The organism is Entomospira culicis, assembly GCF_028748145.1.
Classification (GTDB): domain Bacteria; phylum Spirochaetota; class Spirochaetia; order WRBN01; family WRBN01; genus Entomospira; species Entomospira culicis.
This window is the reverse complement of the sequence record NZ_CP118181.1, coordinates 1,621,063-1,639,587: the sequence shown is the minus strand read 5'-3', so window position 1 is coordinate 1,639,587 and position 18,525 is coordinate 1,621,063. Positions and strand designations below refer to the sequence as shown.

Sequence of the window (18,525 nt, the reverse complement as noted above, 5' to 3'; positions counted from 1 at the left end):
CTACCCCAGACCCAGATCCTACCCCAGACCCAGATCCTACCCCAGACCCAGATCCTACCCCAGACCCAGATCCTACCCCAGACCCAGATCCTACCCCAGACCCAGATCCTACCCCAGACCCAGATCCAGAACCAGAGCCTTTACCACCACCTCCACCGCCAGTCTCAGATATTGATGTTATTGTTACCTACCCATTTCTCCCTAAAGATGCAATGGATTCTGTTACAGAGAATACAACCATCTCCCTGCGCTACGTTTTAGTTCCTGAAGCAAAGTTAGACGCCTTCCGTGCCAACCCAAACCAATTCGTCCCTATTCTCAACAAATGGAGTCTTAGCGGAGCCTTAGGCAAGTATAATTATCTACAACACGATCTAGAACAATCGACCTTCTTTTTTACTCCTCACTTGCGCTGGTTACGCCTCAACTTTACCGACCGTAATGCACCCACCATGTCTTATAGTGGAGAGGGCATCCCTGCCGTTACCAATGAGCTAGTAAAGAGAATCAAATACGAAAAGCCATTCTCTGAAACTTGGTCTTTGCAAGACGCTGATGTTATCTCCGTAAACAAAACCTTCCCCGAGTTAGCCGTAAAAGCTGGAGAAAAATTCTACTTACTCATTCTCTTTCGCGTAAAAGAGATGAGTCGACGAAACGGAGAATACTTCTACACCTACACCCTTAACCTTGATAACCTAGAGAAATTCTACTACACCATGAACGAATAACTTCCTCGTTTTATCTCGTTACTTTTTCTCAACCTAATAGTTGCACTTCTTGTAGCTATTAGGTTTACATGATCTTTTTTTACAGATAAAGGAGCGTAAATGTATGTTTAGCAAAAAGAGAGTAACCTTGCTGTTGCTTTTATGTGTGGCTACCATAGTAAGCTGTAAGCCATCAGCATCTAAGTCTAACCCAAGTGGGAACAATCAAACCATAGACAAACCCGCACCAGATCCAAATCCAGATCCAGATCCAAATCCAAATCCAGATCCTACCCCAGATCCAGATCCTACCCCAGATCCAGATCCTACCCCAGATCCAGATCCTACCCCAGATCCAGATCCTACCCCAGATCCAGATCCTACCCCAGATCCAGATCCTACCCCAGACCCAGATCCTACCCCAGAGCCTGAACCTACTCCAGACCCAGAATCCGAACTTGATATTATCGTTACCTACCCCTTTCTCCCTGACGAGGTCATGGATTCTATTAGAGATAATACGAAAATCTCCCTACGCTATGTTTTAATTCCCGAAGTAAAATTAGACGAATTCCGTGCCGACCCAGACAAATTTATCCCTATTCTTAATAAATGGAGTTTTGGTGGAAGCCTAAGTGGCTGGAACTACTTTAAACACGCACCAAATCAACCCGATGAATTCCTCACACCAAACCTACGCTGGCTACGCCTCAATTTTACCAATCTTAATGCCCCCACGATTTCCTATAATGGGATAGGCATTCCCACTGTTACCAATGAACTGCTAAAAAGAGCAGATTTCGAGATACCTTTATCCGATCCATGGTCGCCATCAAATGGGGATATTGACTCCCTTAACACAACCTTTCCAGATTTAGCCCCACAACCCGAAGAAAAATTCTGCCTGTTGGTTCTTCTGCGTGTGGTAGATGGAGGATCTTACTATACCTACACCATTAACATGCATAATCTAGAAAAATTCCAATACACCATGAGCGAATAACCTCCTCGTTTTATCTCGTTACTTTTTCTCAACCTAATAGTTGCTCTTTTTGCAACTATTGGGTTGACTTTATCTTTCAAAAAGCTTATTCTTTGTGTTATAAGGAATAAACAGGAGGTTTTTTATGAAAAACAAAACATTATTATTTATCTGCGCAATGTGGCTAGCTATCGCCTGTAAACCACATACTCCTCCTCCAGCGCCAGAGGATCCACCAAGCCAAGCCATTCCCGCCCCCACCGATCCACCTACGCAAGAGAGCATTTCTCCCCCATCAGCAGAAACCAATCCGCCAACGCGTAGTGCTCCTTCTGACTCAGCCAACCAAGAGGAAACCCTTCTTAATCAAGAAAGCGTTCTACCTTCAAGCCAAGAACCCGAAATTATCCCGCCAGCGCATAGTGCTCCTTCTGACTCAGCCAACCAAGAAGAAACTCTTCTTAATCAGGAAAGCGTTCTACCTTCAAGCCAAGAACCCGAAATTATCCCGCCAGCGCATAGTGCTCCTTCTGACTCAGCCAACCAAGAAGAAGCTCTTCTTAATCAAGAAAGCGTTTCACCTTCAAGCCAAGAACCCGAAATTATCCCAGAGTCTACCTCGCCAGCGCAAACAACAAATCCACTGCAGACCCCAGAACCACAACCTATCCCCAGAACTCCCGAGACGAATTCACCAGCATCGGAGAGCGCCCCACAAGTCGTTGCGCCACCTACAGCGCCTGCACCTCAACCTGCCCCCATAACGCCCGAGACGAATCCACCAGCATCGGAGAGCGCCCCACAAGTCGTTGCGCCACCTACAGCACCTGCACCTCAACCTGCCCCCATAACGCCCGAGACGAATCCACCAGCATCGGAGAGCGCCCCACAAGTCGTTGCGCCACCTACAGCACCTGCACCTCAACCTGCCCCCATAACGCCCGAGACGAATCCACCAGCATCGGAGAGCGCCCCACAAGTCGTTGCGCCACCTACAGCACCTGCACCTCAACCTGCCCCCATAACGCCCGAGACGAATCCACCAGCATCGGAGAACGCCCCACAAGTCGTTGCGCCACCTACAGCACCTGCACCTCAACCAAGGCCCACACCAATCATTCCCATCGCAGTAAGCATCAAAGATCCCTTTTTATTGCCAGCTGTTTACGACAAGATTAGAAGATTAGAGAGACCGAAAACCTCTATTGCACTAAGCTACATGTTGATCCCAACATCTAAACTAGCATCATTTCGTGCTAATCCACAAAGATTCGCCCCTACATTAAGCACGTGGAGACGAGGAGGTATCTTTGGCGCGACAAATTTCCTCAACATCAGTAGGTCTCATTCTAACATCAGTAGGTCGAATGCTAATTACTTCTTGCAAAACAGCAAAGTCCCTTCAGACTACTTTTACCGCTCCCACTTACGCCTCATTCGCTTCGATTTCACCAACCGTAATGCGCCAACGCTCTCCTACAAACACTTCTATTCTGCCAACGATATCAATAACGTTACCGATGCACCCCTACGCAGAGCAAGTTTTGAAAAATCGTTCGAGGAACCTTGGTCGCTTCAAGATAGCGATGTAAGGTATTTAAACGAAGCCTTTCCCCATTTAGCGGTTCACGCTGGAGAGACATTCCATCTGCTGCTGCTCCTAAGCTTTCATGAGCCCTCAACCAAGCTTGCGCCCTACTACTTCTATGACCATCCCGTCAACCTCGACAATTTGGATCAGTTCGTATACACCATGCAAGATTAACCATCAGGCTCTATATCATTGTATTGCATGCTCATTTTTGTCAACCTAACACGGTTATAACTCGCACCCTTAGGTTGACTTATTTTTCTTCTTACTCTCCTCTTACTATTAAAAAAATGAAAAAATAAAAAGGAGATCTTTTATGAACAATAAGCAATGCTGGTTGCTCTTAATGCTAACCGCCCTATGCATCAGCTGTAAACCCGCCATCAATCCTCCCACACCGGAGAACCCATTATTACCCGTACCCACACCAAATCCAGAAGGCTCACCAGGAAATCCTACGCCAAGTGATTTCACTCTCACCATCCAGAGACCTTTCTTTCCAGAAGATGTCTTGCTCATCTTTAAACCAAACACGAAATTTTATCTTCGCTACCTCATTATTCCCAAAAGAGTGGCACAAGACTTTAAAGAGAATCCCCAGCAGTACATCCCCACCATCGAGGGCTGGAGCGACACCAACGCCTATGGAAGCTTTAACTATTTAGACATCCCCAATTCTCCAGGGCACTTTATCTTTTTAGATGATGCGCTAATACACCTAGACTTTACCGATGTTACCCATCCGACGGTGAGTGTAGCCCAACAAGATGGAACGTTACGTCTCGATCGTACCCCATTGTTAAGAGGGGATGAAGTATTATACGACTTTACCGCGTGGTCGGTGCAAAATAAGGATGTCGCCGATCTCAATAGACTCTTCCCTAAACTAAACATTGATGCCCAAGAGGAATTTCATCTGCTCTTTGCCGTGCGTACAAGCGTCTATCCCAGCCGATACATCTACTTTGTTCGCCAAATCAACTGGGATACATTCGAAAATATAACCTTTGTGATGGGAGAATAATGCTATGTTCTCTTTGCAATAAGGTGTATCGTGCTTGTCTTTTCTTCTTAATATATGTATTCTATGACTAAGGAATATGATATTAAGGAGATTTTTTTTATGATTTACGAACATATTTTAGACATTTCCACCTACGCCATGAATGCCGTATCCGTAATTATTCTTATTTACGGCGTCTTTCGTAGTGGATTACGCCTTATCCACATCGAATTTAAGAAGCTTAAGCTCTCGCATAAAATGGCCGAACGTCAAAAAGTGCGCGCCTATCTAGGCTCCTATATCCTCTTGAGCCTTGAATTCCTCATCGCCGCCGACATCATCGCCACCATCGCCCACCCCTCCAGTCAAGAGATCATCATCCTCGCTGCCGTCATCCTCATGCGCACCTTTATCTCCTACTTCCTAGGCAAAGAGATCGAACAAGCCATGCACTTTGAACAAAAAGAGGAGATCGAGTAACCTTTTATACGCTTTTTTATCTTTTTTTGTTGACAAATCCTTCTATAGTCGTGCTATAATTAATTAGATGAAAGTATCATAATTATTTTCATATTATTTTATTGCAGTATCTTCATCAACATTTTCTTGATGAAGAAGAGGAAAGGAGTTGTTTAAAATGAAAAAAGTTCTATTTTTACTCGCGCTAGCTCTATTGTTGGTCTCATGTCCGAAAGCCAATAATAATGCAACAGGCGGTGGGCGCGCCAAATTACAAATCGCCGTAGAAGAGAGTTACGTGCCTTACTTTGAGCGCATCACGCAAGATTTTCAACGTAACCATGAAGTAGATTTTGAGATCGTTGGCGTAAAAATGTTCGACGTATTAGACAACCTCGCCATACAGCGTGGTAACTCCGCTGATATCTTTATGATCGTCAACGACCGCGTAGGCGATCTCTCCGAGCAACGCCTCATCGAAGCGATGAGTTTTAATATCAGTGGCTACACCGATAACGCTCGCATGGCGGGAACCTATCAGAATCAACTCTACTTTGTGCCTATGTCTACCGACACCACCCTGCTTATCTACAACAAAGATAAGGTTGCTGGTGCACCCACCTATCTCTCTCAGCTCAACCCCAGCGACTGGGCAGCTAAATTTACCGACTTCTACCACGCAGCCGGTATGCTCTCCACCAAAGGCGGATACATCTTTGGCAACGACGAGAATGACTTAGGACTTGCCAATAGTGGTGCTATCGAAGCCGGACGTGCCATTCAATCTCTCTACGGTAGTGGTGTTTCTCACTGGACGCTCATGCGTGATGATACCATCTCCTACGACGTAATGATGAAAGCCCTCGCCGACGGCGACGTAAATTACATCATCAATGGACCTTGGGCACTTGCCGACATTGCTGCTGCCGGTGTAAATGCAGGTGTAGCTCCTATTCCTAGCTGGGATGGATCTCACCCCTACCAAGCGCTTGTTGGCACCAAAGGTATGGGTCTAAATGCCTTTAGCCGTAACAAAGAGATGGCACAAAAGTTCCTTCAATTCTTGGCAACAAAAGAACATGCACAAGTTTGGTACGAAATGACCGACGAAGTTGCACCTCATACTGGCGTAGTATATCCCGAAGGATCTCTCCAAGAGATTGCCTTTATTGCGACCTCTACTGGACAATCTATGCCCAACCTTCCTGCATTTAAAACAATTTGGGAACCCATGGCTGATGCCCTTAAGCAAATTGCCAACGGCGAAAACCCACAAGCCGCTCTCGAAGCAGCACAAAATCGTATTGCACGCGACATTGAAGATGTAAATCGTCGTTAAGATTTTACCCCTTATGCGTCTATACAAAAGATAGACGCATAAGCATCTTATTCTTTATCTCACAAAGAGATAATAGCCATCTATCTTACAAAAAAAATCAATTCCTACGCAACCTATGTTGTATGGATAAAAAGGATGTTTCACATGAAACATAAGAGTGTTTTTTTGAGTTCATTAATTTTGCCCGGTAGTGGACACATACTCCTTAAGCGTTGGGGTATAGGGATTGGTGGTATCCTCTTATTCCTAATGGAAATCCTTACCATCGTGCAATTTATTATCCCCACCTTCTCGTTGCTGGCGGTAAAGCAACCCAATGGATCTATCACCATCGGTGCCGAGCCTTATGTCAACGACTCCTTCATCATCCTGCTGGGAGCGGTGGTCGGCACGATACTCTTGGTGGTTTTTGCTCTCATTCACTATACCTTCGCACTCAATGCGCGCAAAATGGCGCGAGAAATCGCTGAATTTGGTAAAGCCGTCTCCATTAAAGAGAGTTTCAAAGCCGTCTCTGGCGAGCTAATGCCCAATCTGGTAACCCTACCTAAATTCCTCTTGATCATCACCTTCATTATTATCCCCTCTATCCTCTCGATTATCGTGGCCTTCACCAACTACCGCATGCCGATTCTTCCGCCTGCCTTCCTTATTGAGTGGCGAGGTTTGGAGAATTTCGCGAGGCTCTTTACCGACGACCGTATGAGTGCGCTCTTTCGTGACACCTTGAGTTGGACAGTGGTCTGGACCTTCTCCTCTTCCATCCTCGTTATCGCGCTAGGCACCATTCTCGCCGTTATCGCCAACAACAAGTATATCAAAGGCAAGACCTTCTTTCGTACTGTCTTTATCCTGCCATGGGCGGTGCCTGCCTTCTTAACCATCCTGATCTTCCAATACTTCTTCTCCAAACTTGGTGGCATGAATAGCATCGTTTTGCCCTTTCTCACCGGACAAGCCTACGACATGGATAGAGCCATTGGCTTTTTGATTGTGCCAGAGCTTGCCAAGATCACCATTATTTTGATTCAAGGTTGGCTGGGCTTTCCCTACGTCTTTATTCTGGTTACGGGCGTGCTTCAAACCATTCCTGCCGACCTCTATGAGGCCAGTAGCATCGATGGCGGTAATGCCTTTACCAACTTCTTTCAAATTACCTTACCGTTAATTTTGATTAGTGTCGCACCGGTCTTTATTACCCAATTTACCTTTAACTTTAACAACGTCGTCATTATCTATATGCTTACAGAGTCTGTGGTTAAGCCGATTGGTGCAGAGTACGGGCCGCTAGAGACCATCGCCTCTTTGGGCTTCCAATTGATGATGAAATCCCGCTTTAATGAGGCTGCCGTCTTTACCTTGATTGTCAGTACCATCGTCGGTGTCATCGTGCTATTCTCTTGGCTCAAGACTGGCGCATTCAAAAATGAGGAGGTTATGTAAATGATCAATAAATTTAAACTGATGAAGTGGGGCGGCATTATCGTGAGTTATGCCATCCTTCTGTTCATGACGATTTTAATTCTCTTTCCGCTCTTTATTACGGTGATGAGCGCCTTTAATGCGCAAAATACGCTCTTCTCTACCAAGATTATCCCCGAGAATTTCACCTGGACGGGTAACTTTAAACACCTCAACGAGCAGACGGCCTATTGGTCTTGGTATCGAAACACCTTCTTTACCTCCCTCGCCTCAATGTTTGGCTCGCTGATTATCGTTACTATCTCTGGATTTATCTACTCTCGCTATCGCTATCGAACCCGTAAACCCGCACTCATTTCGCTCTTGATCATTCAGATTATCCCCTCGGGAAGCGCGCTCATTGCCCTATATGCGATTGCTAGCTCTATTGGTATCTATCAATCAGCTAACCCCGTCTTGGCGACCTATATTTTTATGAGTTTCGTCTATATCACCGGTGGCACCACGATGAATTCTATCATTATGAAGGGATATTACGACTCCATTCCGCGCGATTTGGATGAATCTGCCAAGATCGACGGCGCATCACACATTCAAATTTTTAAAGATATTCTCCTGCCTTTGGTTGTCCCGATGATCATCGTATTGGGTATCTTTAGCTTCTTAGCCCCCGTGGGTGATGTTATTATGCCCAACTTCTTGCTCGCCTCCTTGCATAGTAAAGACACCACCTTGGCGCTTGGTCTCAAGAGCTTGGTGACTGACTTTAAAAATTCCACGCCCAATGTCTTTGCCGCAGGAGCAATTTTAGCCGCATTACCGCCGGTAGTGCTCTTCTTTGTATTCCAAAAATATATCGTTGGTGGTCTCACCGCCGGCGGAGTAAAAGGATAATTTCATATGAGTAAAATTGAATTACGCCATGTCAAAAAGAAGTACCCCCACTCGGATGCTTATGCCGTTAAGGATTTTAATCTTACCATTAATGACGGCGAATTTATCGTGTTTGTCGGACCATCGGGCTGTGGAAAATCGACCACCTTGCGTATGATCGCCGGGCTTGAAGATATCTCAGAAGGCGACTTCCTCATTGATGGCGTACGCGTTAATGAGATGTCCTCCAAAGATCGCGACATCGCCATGGTCTTCCAATCCTACGCGCTCTATCCCCACATGAGCGTGCGCGACAATATCGGTTACGGACTCAAGCTTCGTCGTTTTGAAAAGAATGACATCAAAGAGCGGGTCGATGCCATTGCGCAAGTGGTGGGCATCACCGAGTATCTCGACCGTAAACCAAAGGCGCTCTCTGGTGGTCAACGCCAGCGCGTCGCGCTCGGACGTGCCATGATCCGTACCCCTAAAATCTACCTTATGGACGAACCCCTTAGTAACCTCGATGCCAAACTTCGCACCACCACGCGCACCGAAATCGCACGTATGCACCGCGCGAAAGGGGCTATCACCATCTACGTAACCCACGACCAAGTTGAAGCAATGACCATGGCCGATCGTATCGTGCTGATGTCGATGGGGGAAATCCAGCAGATTGGTAGCCCTAGAGAACTCTATGAAACTCCGCGCAATCTCTTTGTCGCCACCTTTATGGGCATGCCTCCTATGGCAACCGTACAGGGCGACTACAAAGATGGAATCTTTTCCTGCAAAGGATTTTCCATTAAGCTCTCCCCGCATGACATCCAACTCCTCGAAAAGAAGGGCTACAATGGTAAACGCATCACACTAGGCGTTCGTTCTGGTGATATCAAACACGGCACGACCTACGAGCATCACTTCCCCGAAGCAGTTATTTCAGTTACAGTCGTTAATATCGAGTACCTTGGCGATAGTTTGATGATCTACTTTGAACCTGAACCCGGTAAAGTCTTTGTTGCGAGCATCGCTCCAAATGTGGATATCGCCGTTGACCAAAAAATTCAGTTGGTTCTCGACACCAACTTCCTTCACCTCTTCGACATCAACACCCAAGAATCGATTAAATTCAACCACGAAACCTATCGATATTAAATCACACCTACCATCCATCAGTCGTATCTCATTAGCCATTTCTCTCCTTGCCTGCTGATGGATGGTTTTATCTTGCATTTTTTGCTTGCGATTTTGCTAAACCTGCTATATAATAATTATATATGAAGATCGACGATGCGCCTAGGTGTCCCCAAAAGCAGGAGTTTTTATGCTCGTAATCAATCGTTTCAAACGCGAGAGCGCCATTATGCTATTTACGTCCGCGCTCTTTTTGGTGATAGGTGCCTTCATCCTCTGGCATAAGGTGGGGAATCGCCCCTTTAATGCCGATTTTTTTCAAGAACAGCAAAAATTTTGGCTCGATACCCTCGATTTTTCTCCGCTCCAACAACAAGCACAAGCGCTCGAAACATCGTTATTTAGCCTTCCACATGCCGAATTTATTCAACAATTCAATCATCTCCAGCAGAGCATCCCCCAAAGCAATCTTCGCTATCTCTATAGCTCGCGCCCCGAAATCAAAGCGATGGCGCAGGAAATTCTTGACTCCCTCGCGCAAGAAAATCCCGAACACACCTTTAAGTTCCTCGACAGCGTCCATGCGCGCGATGCGGTGATTAGCCTTCTCCTCAATCAACCCCTCGCTTACCTCTTTATCCTCTCCCAAGAAAACGAAGATCCCACCACCCTCTTTCTCTCCATTCAACCCGATCTCAACGGTGGATTTCACATAAACGAGATCGGGCGATTTTCTGCTAATGAACCTTCGCCAACTGATTTTCTCGCCAACCTCTTTGCCCTATATCATCAACAAATTCGCTAAATGAGATGAGAGCATATGAAGAAAAAATCGTTTTCTTTATCTTAAACATATAAGAATAACATAAATCATTACCCCAAGGAGGCTCCCATGAGCATCACACTTACCAAAATTAACGCGACATCTCTGCCCGATTTAGAGCGTTTTAATTATTTAGTTACCAATGGTTTAGGTGGATACTCTAGCCTAACCCTTGCTGGCTCTGCCACCCGTGGCGACCATGCGCTCTTTATGGCGAGCATCGAAAATCCAACTCAACGCTATCTCTTGGTGCGTCGACTCCAAGAGCAACTCACCATCGATGGCCAGCAGTGCAGGCTACAAAGCCAATCTTGTGTCAATCCTTTTGAGAGTGAAGATGGTTTTGCCTCGTTTCATCACTTTAATCAGACGCACCTGCCTACCTTTACCTACCGTAGCCATGGCGTTACCATCACCAAGGAGCTCTGTATGCCCCATGGCAAGAATCAACTCTTGGTACGTTACCGCGTGGAAAATCCGATGCAAATGCCTATCCAACTCGAACTTACTCCGCACTACACCATGCGAGATAAGAACCAACTGCTTGCCCATAATGATCTTTCAGCCTATCGATATACGCCCAAATCGCTTGTTCACAATGATTTACTCCTAAATCTTCACCACAACGGCAAAGAAATTACCCTACCTGCCCAATGGGCTTCGCCCCTCTACTTTGCCTATGATGCGCGTGATGGGCGACCAGCGACGACGTTTGATGCGGTATTTCATGAAATTCGCTACCAAACCAGCGCGCCACAAGCCGAATTTTTTGTCGTGTTTGCCTTGAATGAAGATCCTATGCTTCATCCTGATGTGATGATCGAGAACGAAATTTCGCGTCTTAATGATCTACTCAAAGCAAGCGCCCTACAGAGCGATCTCGCGCATCAACTCGTCCTCGCCAGCGATGCTTATATTATAAAGAAAGATCAAGACGAAACCTCGATCATTGCAGGCTATCCTTTTTTTGCTGATTGGGGACGCGACAGCATGATTGCCAGCTGGGGTGCGTTGCTAACCACGGGGCGCTTTATCGAGATGAAGAGCCTCTTGCGATCGTTTGCGCGCTATGAACGGCGCGGGCTTATCCCCAATCTCTTTGATCCCAAAAGTGGGGAGAGTCGCTATAATACCATCGATGGGGCGTTGCTCTTCATTATCAGCGCATATTACTACTATCAAGCCACCGAGGATTTGCGCTTTATCCGCGATGAATTGCTTGAGGTGATCGAAAGTATTGTTATCCACTACCAAAAAGGCACCGATTATCAGATTGGCATGCGTAGCAATCATCTTATTGCTGGGGGCAGTGGCGAGGATCAATTGACGTGGATGGATGTCAATTATCAAGGCATTTTGCCAACCGCGCGTCAAGGCTTTGCCGTGGAGATTAATGCGATGTGGTACAACTCCTTAATGATTTTACAGGAATTTTACAAGCTTCTCGATCGTTACGATGCACTCTTGGCTGTTACTATTCAACACGTGCAAAAATCCTTTATCAAGACGTTTTGGTCGCCTTTACGCGGTTACCTTGCCGATTACGTCGCCGAAGATGGCACGGTCAATGAGCAACTACGCCCCAACCAGCTCTTTGCCCTCGCGTTGCCTTTTCCCCTCGTAGACGAAGAGATCGCGCGCGCCACGCTCTATCGCATCGATCGATCGCTATGGACGCTCTTGGGGTTACGTACCCTCAGCCCTGATGATCCACAATTCAAAAGCCAACACCAAGGCTCTCACCACGACCGCGATATGGCCTACCATCAAGGCACAATTTGGCCCTTCCTCACCGGTATTTATGGCGATGCGCTCTTACGCTATCTACCCAAAGACGACCCTATCCTCCAGCACTTCATTCAAGAGATCTCCCTTCAACGCCACGCCCTCCAAGAAGGATGTATCGGGCATATTGCCGAAATCTACGACGGTGCCAACCCCACCCAATCGCGCGGGTGCTTTGCCCAAGGCTGGAGCGTTAGCGAAGTATTACGCATCGTCGCCCTCTTAGAGAAGAATAAATTATTGTAATATATCAATGTAAAGGAGATGTTTCACGTGAATCATTTAGAGAATAAAGTTATTTACCAAATCTACCCCAAGAGCTTTATGGATAGTAATGGCGATGGTGTCGGCGATCTTAAAGGCATTATCAGCAAGCTTGAGTACCTCGCCGGGCTGGGTATCGACTACCTCTGGCTTAGCCCGATTAACCAATCGCCCCAACGCGACAATGGCTATGACATCAGTGATTATTACGCCATCGATCCGCGCTTTGGTACGCTAGAGGATTATAAATTGCTCATCCACGAGGCAGCCAAGTGGAATATCAAGATCATGATGGATCTCGTCCTCAACCACACCTCCACCGATCATGCGTGGTTTCAAAAAGCCCTCGCTGGCGATGCGCACTACCAAAAATTCTACTACTTTAGCGATCGCCCCACCACGGCTACCTCGGTCTTTGGCGGCAGCGCGTGGAATTTCGTTCCCGAACTCAATAAATACTACTTCTGTCTCTTCGACAAGACCCAAGCCGATCTCAATTGGGACAATCCCGAAGTACGCCAAGAGATCTACAAAATGGTCAATTATTGGATCGATTTAGGCGTGCAAGGCTTCCGTCTCGATGTCATCGACTCCATCTCCAAAGACCTCAATAATAATATCGTCTCGCGCGGGCCACGCTTTATCGAGTACCTAAGCGAGCTATCCGACCAAACCTTTCAAGACAAAATCCTCACCGTCGGCGAGTGCTGGAATCCGCCCCTCGAGCAAATGTATGCCATGTGTGGCGAACACGGACTCTTTCAGGCCTTTCACTTTGCCGACATTACCCATAACCATCGCCCAAACAAATGGAACCTCGATCCCCTTAGCCTAAAAACCGTGGTGGAAGTATACGAAAAGTGGCAAAATCAATACGCAGGCGCTCCTGCTTGGGCGATGAACAACCACGATAGTCCGCGCCTCCTTTCCCTATGGCTTGACGATCAAACCTATCGTTATGAGAGCGCCACGCTGCTGATTACCCTCTACAGCATGTTCAAGGGAAACCTCTATCTCTATCAAGGGGAAGAGATTGGGATGACTAATGCGCACCAAGAAGATATCAACTGGTATAACGACATCGAGACGCTCAACGCCTATCAAGAGATGAAAGAGCAAGGGCTAAGCGAAGAGGAAATCATGCAAAAAATCATGAAGGTCTCGCGCGACAACGCTCGCGTAAGCATGCACTGGAATGCCTCGACCTACGCTGGCTTCTCCACTGTCAAACCGTGGCTGGGTCTCGCGCAAAATCACACCACGGTCAATGTTGCCAACGATTTAGCCAATCCCCAGCACTCCATCTATTATTATTACAAGAGTATCCTCGCCTTGCGCAAAAATTTCTATCCACACATCAACACCATGGCAACCTTTCATGTTGATGATTCGATCTTAACCATCACCTATCCCACCCACAAACTCTACGCCAACTTCTCGGCAAAAGCCACCGACTACACCCCACCGCTTGCCCCCATTCTTATCTCTAACTACGAAGAGAACCTCCCTCATCAACTACAGCCCTATCAAGCGATTATCTACCAAATTGCCAATGGATAAGGCTATGGTATACATACCGTGATAGCCTCTCTATTTAACACAATAAAATAAAAAAGGAGAAATTTTATGGCAAATTACACCTACCATCCTATCACACCACCGACGCAAGCTTTGGGTCGCTCACGAGAAATTTGGGTCTATCTACCCACCAACTATGCCGATAGTACAGAGCGTTTCCCCGTTATCTACCTACACGATGGGCAAAATCTCACCGAACATCGCACCATGGGTTCGGACGATAAGTGGCAATTGGAGCAATTTTTAGCCCAAAACCAACACTTTATCCTCGTCAGTATCGACTGCATTGGAGAGCATCGCCTCAACGAGTACGCGCCCTTCCCCGCCGAACCCGAAGCACAAGCATTATTAGACTCACTACCCTTTCCTCATGCGCCCTTTCATCCCGAAGGCGATCGCTATATCGCGTGGTTAGTAGACGATCTCAAGCCCTATATCGACCACACCTATCGCACCGATCCCACCCGTAATGGCATCATTGGCTCGAGCATGGGTGCGCTCATTTCGCTCTACGCCCAAGCCACTCATCCCCATCTCTTTACCTACAGCGCCCTCCTCTCGCCAGCCTACTGGTTTTCGCCCACTCAACTGATGCGTTATCTTCAATCCTCCCACCTCAACCATCAAAACATCATTTATACCAGCGTAGGCGATGCCGAACAAGGGCTTGCCGATGCCCCCATGTATCTTGAACCCTTCGCCCAAATCAACCACATCTTGCACCAAGAGAAGCAGACCTCCCTCACTGCCAGAATCATTTCTCAAGGTAAGCACCACGAAACCGATTGGGCTAAGCTCATTCCTGAGATTTTTGCGCCATTTATTGCGCATTAGCTCTTGATTATTTTTAAAATTGTGATACCATAGTATCTAAGGAGAAGTAACAATGGAGAAAAAAGCAGGCATTTTAATGGCCATATCCTCTCTACCCTCAGCGTATGGCATTGGCGACTTTGGCCCTCGCGCCTATCAATTTGTCGATGAGATTAGCACCCATCACCTCAAAATTTGGCAAATTTTACCGTTTAACCGTCTAGGCTACGGCAACAGCCCCTACCAACCTCACTCAAGCATTGCCGGAGACGAGCTCTTTATCAGCCCCGATCTCTTGGTGAAAGAGGGACTCCTCACCCAAGCCGATCTCTCGACCATATCCCCCCACCCAGAGGGCGTGCAGTACGACGCCACGCGCGCCTTTAAAGAGCCATTTTTGCAGAAAGCCTTTGAAGCATTCCAGCAATCGAAAAGCCTTAAGGCAGAGTTTGCAACCTTCGCCAAAGAGAACAAATGGCTCTACAACTATGCTGTCTTTATGACCTTTAAAAAGCTCAACCAGATGCGCCTCTGGCTGGAGTGGCCCCAAGAGCACAAAAATTGGATCCGCGATCACCAATTCGATCTAAGCGCCCACCAAGCCGAGATCGACTATCAACAATTCCTCCAATTTATCTTCTTTAAGCAGTGGCATCAGCTACGCGCCTATGCCAACGCCAAAGGCATCCAAATTATGGGCGACATTCCCTTTTACGTGGGTATCGACTCTATTGATGTGTGGGAGAACCAAGAATTTTTCCTCCTCGATGAGGCAAGTTACCCTACTTTTATCGCCGGTGTCCCGCCAGATTACTTCTCCGCGACTGGGCAACGCTGGGGAAATCCGCTCTACAATTGGCAAAAGATGCAGGAGAATGACTATCGCTTTTGGGTAGAGCGCCTCTGGGCCAACATGCAAGCCTTCGATATCGTGCGTATCGACCACTTTAGAGCCTTTGATACCTACTGGAAGATCCCCGCTTCTTGCGAGACGGCGATTGAAGGTGAGTGGATCGAAGGGCCAGCCTACCACTTCTTTGATGCAATTTATCGTCAGCTCCCCAACCTTAACCTCGTCGCCGAAGATCTTGGCGAGATGCGCCCCGAAGTCTACACCTTACGCGATCACTACCACTTTGCTGGCATGAAGATCATCCAATTTACCTTCGATCCCCACGAGAACAACAATGACTTTGAAGATCGCGAAAACATGATCATCTACACTGGCACGCACGACAACCAAACTATCCTTGGCTGGTATCAAGAACAACCTCATGAGGTGCAACAAGCCACCGATCGCTACCTAGAAGAGCGCGGATTTACCGGAAGCTTTAGCCGAAAATGGGTGCGATTCGCCCTAAGTAGCATCGCCAAGTGGACTATCACCCCCACCCAAGATCTTTTAGGTCTCGACGATAGCGCGCGCATGAATGTTCCAGGTACCATCGGTGCGCCCAACTGGCAGTGGCAGATGCAAGAATCACCTGCTTGGCAAGAGGCGCTCGCTAACTACGGAGCGTGGATTAAAGAGTATCAACGCAACTAAGATCTCTTTAAAACAGATCTATCTCAACGAATTTTATCCACCTGTCAGCCTCTGGTTGGCAGGGACTTAGGAGTATTGCATGAATTTACCGGCTATTTATCACCGTACCAGTGATAATTATTGCTATCCCATCGACGAAAATCAACTCATTATTAACCTAAAAACCGGCTACGACGTCATGAGTGTCGAACTTATCTATAACGATCCCTTTGACGGAGGCATTCTTGGCGGTAAGTGGCGCTGGCAAGGCAAGCGTTTAGCCATGCCCTTTAAAAAAGAGCTCGAACAACACATCTGGTGGACAACCACCATTACCCCCGAATTTAAGCGATGCAAGTACTACTTTCACCTTAAATTTCATGATGGACAGGAAATTTGCTACCTAGAAGAGGGCTTCTTGTCGCCAGCGCATATCGATGACCAAGCCACCATGAAGCAGATGTTTACCTTTCCTTGGCTCAATGCTTCTGATATTGTACGCACGCCCGATTGGGTGCATGAGACGGTTTGGTATCAAATTTTCCCCGATCGCTTTGCCAATGGTGCCAACCAACATCTAGCCCACATCAAACCGTGGCACAGCGGTGAGGTTACCAATCAAGAGATTTACGGCGGCGATCTCCAAGGCATTATCGATAAGCTCGACTACCTCGTGAATTTAGGCATTACTGGTCTCTACCTCAACCCTATCTTTCATGCACAATCGACCCACAAATACGACACCACCGATTACTATACGGTAGACCCGATGTTTGGTGATAATGCCAAGCTCAAAGAATTGGTGCAAAAAGCCCATCAAAAAGGCCTCAAAGTGATGCTCGATGGCGTCTTTAACCACACCGGAAGTGAATTTTTTGCGTGGCAGGATATCCTAAAACATGGCTTTGATTCGCCCTATATTGATTGGTACATGGTGAATAAATTCCCCTTCCTTGAGAAAGGACACCGCACGCGTCATGGCGACTACTACTCCTTTGCCTTTGTCGACAATATGCCCAAAATCAACACCAATCACCCGGCGGTGGTGCAGTACTTTATGGAGGTGGTGAGTTATTGGGTGAGAGAATTTGATATTGATGCCTTGCGCTTAGATGTTGCTAATGAGATGGCGCACTCCTTCAACAAGGAACTTTATCGCACGCTCAAAGCGATTAAGCCAGATTTTTACATTCTAGGTGAAATTTGGCACGATTCGATCAATTGGCTGCAAAGCAATGAATTTGACTCGGTGATGAATTACCCGCTCACTAGCGCTATCTCCAACTTCTGGCTCGATCACCACCGCAATAAATATCAACTTAGCCAGCAAATCAATCGCTGTTATACCATGTACATGCAACAGACCAACAACACCCTCTTCAACCTACTCGACTCGCACGATACCCAGCGCCTCTTCAACCGCGTGCATAAAAATATCGACGCCTTCTACCAACAGATCTTTCTGCTCTTTGCCATGCCCGGATCGCCTTGCATCTACTACGGCACCGAAATCGCCTTAGAGGGCGAACACGACCCCGATTGTCGACGCTGTATGCCTTGGCAAGCCATCGACAACCAAGAGCATCAAGCCACCTTGGCAACCATCCAAGCCATCATCCAACTCCGCCATCATAACTCCTGCATGAAGAGCCAACACTTTCACTTTGAGAACCACTTCTACCAAGTACCACGCCTTATCGAATTACTTAAAATCGACGATGAAGGAAACAAACTGCGCATCCTCTTCAACGCCAGCGAGCACGAGATCTACATCGAGGTCTACGAAACCACCTTCTGCCACAAGTACTACAACCATCAGCTCTCCCCTGGGGGAATTTTAGCCTATAACGTACTCTAAGATTATTTACTAATTACATTCAATATAGAGAAGAGCTAAGCTCACGCGCTCTTCTCTTTTTTTCTTTTTAAATATTTTTTTACTTTTTTTCTAAAATCCCCTTGAAAATTTATTCAGATATCATTATTCTATCTTCTATGCCGATAATTCATATTGTGGATAACTTGTTTACTACTTTCTTCCTTTACCCTTTTACCCCGACTAAATCAAACTATTATCCTATCATCTAAGGAATTATCCTCATTATTTCATTTTTTTCTATGTGGATAACTCCCATTGCTTATGTGGACAACTTGTGCGTATTATCTGAATAAGGAGTGCATTATCAAATGAATATCAACAAAATTAGGGATCACCTACATCCAA

General features: G+C 46.7%; 15 protein-coding genes. All 15 read left to right on the top strand.

Translation table 11 applies throughout. From position 1 onward, the window contains the following. The first annotated feature begins 212 nt into the window (after positions 1–212). Entirely contained in the window at positions 213–731 is a 519-nt protein-coding gene (locus PVA46_RS07755; protein ID WP_274360288.1) for a hypothetical protein, read from the top strand. A 103-nt stretch (positions 732–834) separates the two neighbouring features. Continuing rightward, entirely contained in the window at positions 835–1,713 is an 879-nt protein-coding gene (locus PVA46_RS07750; protein ID WP_212603827.1) for a hypothetical protein, read from the top strand. Between the two features lie 124 nt (positions 1,714–1,837). Continuing rightward, a complete protein-coding gene (locus PVA46_RS07745; protein ID WP_167701241.1) occupies positions 1,838–3,457 on the top strand; it encodes a hypothetical protein in 1,620 nt (539 codons plus the stop codon). Positions 3,458–3,599: 142 nt separating this feature from the next. Continuing rightward, a complete protein-coding gene (locus PVA46_RS07740; protein WP_167696216.1) occupies positions 3,600–4,307 on the top strand; it encodes a hypothetical protein in 708 nt (235 codons plus the stop codon). Positions 4,308–4,406: 99 nt separating this feature from the next. Further along, the gene (locus PVA46_RS07735) at positions 4,407–4,766 is read left to right on the top strand and encodes a DUF1622 domain-containing protein (protein WP_167696214.1); all 360 of its coding nucleotides are present in this window, start codon (positions 4,407–4,409) and stop codon (positions 4,764–4,766) included. A gap of 157 nt (positions 4,767–4,923) precedes the next feature. Further along, a complete protein-coding gene (locus PVA46_RS07730; RefSeq protein ID WP_167696212.1) occupies positions 4,924–6,084 on the top strand; it encodes a sugar ABC transporter substrate-binding protein in 1,161 nt (386 codons plus the stop codon). A 144-nt stretch (positions 6,085–6,228) separates the two neighbouring features. Next, on the top strand, positions 6,229–7,527 hold the full coding sequence (locus tag PVA46_RS07725; protein WP_167696210.1) for an ABC transporter permease subunit: 1,299 nt from the start codon (positions 6,229–6,231) through the stop codon (positions 7,525–7,527). Continuing rightward, the gene (locus PVA46_RS07720; protein ID WP_167696208.1) at positions 7,528–8,400 is read left to right on the top strand and encodes a sugar ABC transporter permease; all 873 of its coding nucleotides are present in this window, start codon (positions 7,528–7,530) and stop codon (positions 8,398–8,400) included. Positions 8,401–8,406: 6 nt separating this feature from the next. After that, the gene (locus PVA46_RS07715) at positions 8,407–9,534 is read left to right on the top strand and encodes an ABC transporter ATP-binding protein (protein WP_167696206.1); all 1,128 of its coding nucleotides are present in this window, start codon (positions 8,407–8,409) and stop codon (positions 9,532–9,534) included. Positions 9,535–9,703: 169 nt separating this feature from the next. Continuing rightward, positions 9,704–10,318 carry a hypothetical protein gene (locus PVA46_RS07710; RefSeq protein ID WP_167696204.1) on the top strand — a complete coding sequence of 205 codons (615 nt, stop codon included), beginning with the start codon at positions 9,704–9,706 and terminating at the stop codon, positions 10,316–10,318. Positions 10,319–10,405: 87 nt separating this feature from the next. Then, a complete protein-coding gene (locus PVA46_RS07705) occupies positions 10,406–12,367 on the top strand; it encodes an amylo-alpha-1,6-glucosidase (protein ID WP_167696202.1) in 1,962 nt (653 codons plus the stop codon). 18 nt (positions 12,368–12,385) lie between these two features. Beyond that, the gene (locus PVA46_RS07700; protein WP_167701240.1) at positions 12,386–13,945 is read left to right on the top strand and encodes an alpha-glucosidase; all 1,560 of its coding nucleotides are present in this window, start codon (positions 12,386–12,388) and stop codon (positions 13,943–13,945) included. A 66-nt stretch (positions 13,946–14,011) separates the two neighbouring features. Next, complete coding sequence (locus tag PVA46_RS07695; RefSeq protein WP_167696198.1) at positions 14,012–14,797, top strand: alpha/beta hydrolase; 786 nt, start codon at positions 14,012–14,014, stop codon at positions 14,795–14,797. A gap of 52 nt (positions 14,798–14,849) precedes the next feature. Then, on the top strand, positions 14,850–16,322 hold the full coding sequence (malQ, locus tag PVA46_RS07690) for a 4-alpha-glucanotransferase (protein ID WP_167696196.1): 1,473 nt from the start codon (positions 14,850–14,852) through the stop codon (positions 16,320–16,322). A 79-nt stretch (positions 16,323–16,401) separates the two neighbouring features. Continuing rightward, a complete protein-coding gene (locus PVA46_RS07685) occupies positions 16,402–18,159 on the top strand; it encodes a glycoside hydrolase family 13 protein (protein ID WP_167696194.1) in 1,758 nt (585 codons plus the stop codon). The last annotated feature ends 366 nt before the right edge of the window (positions 18,160–18,525 follow it).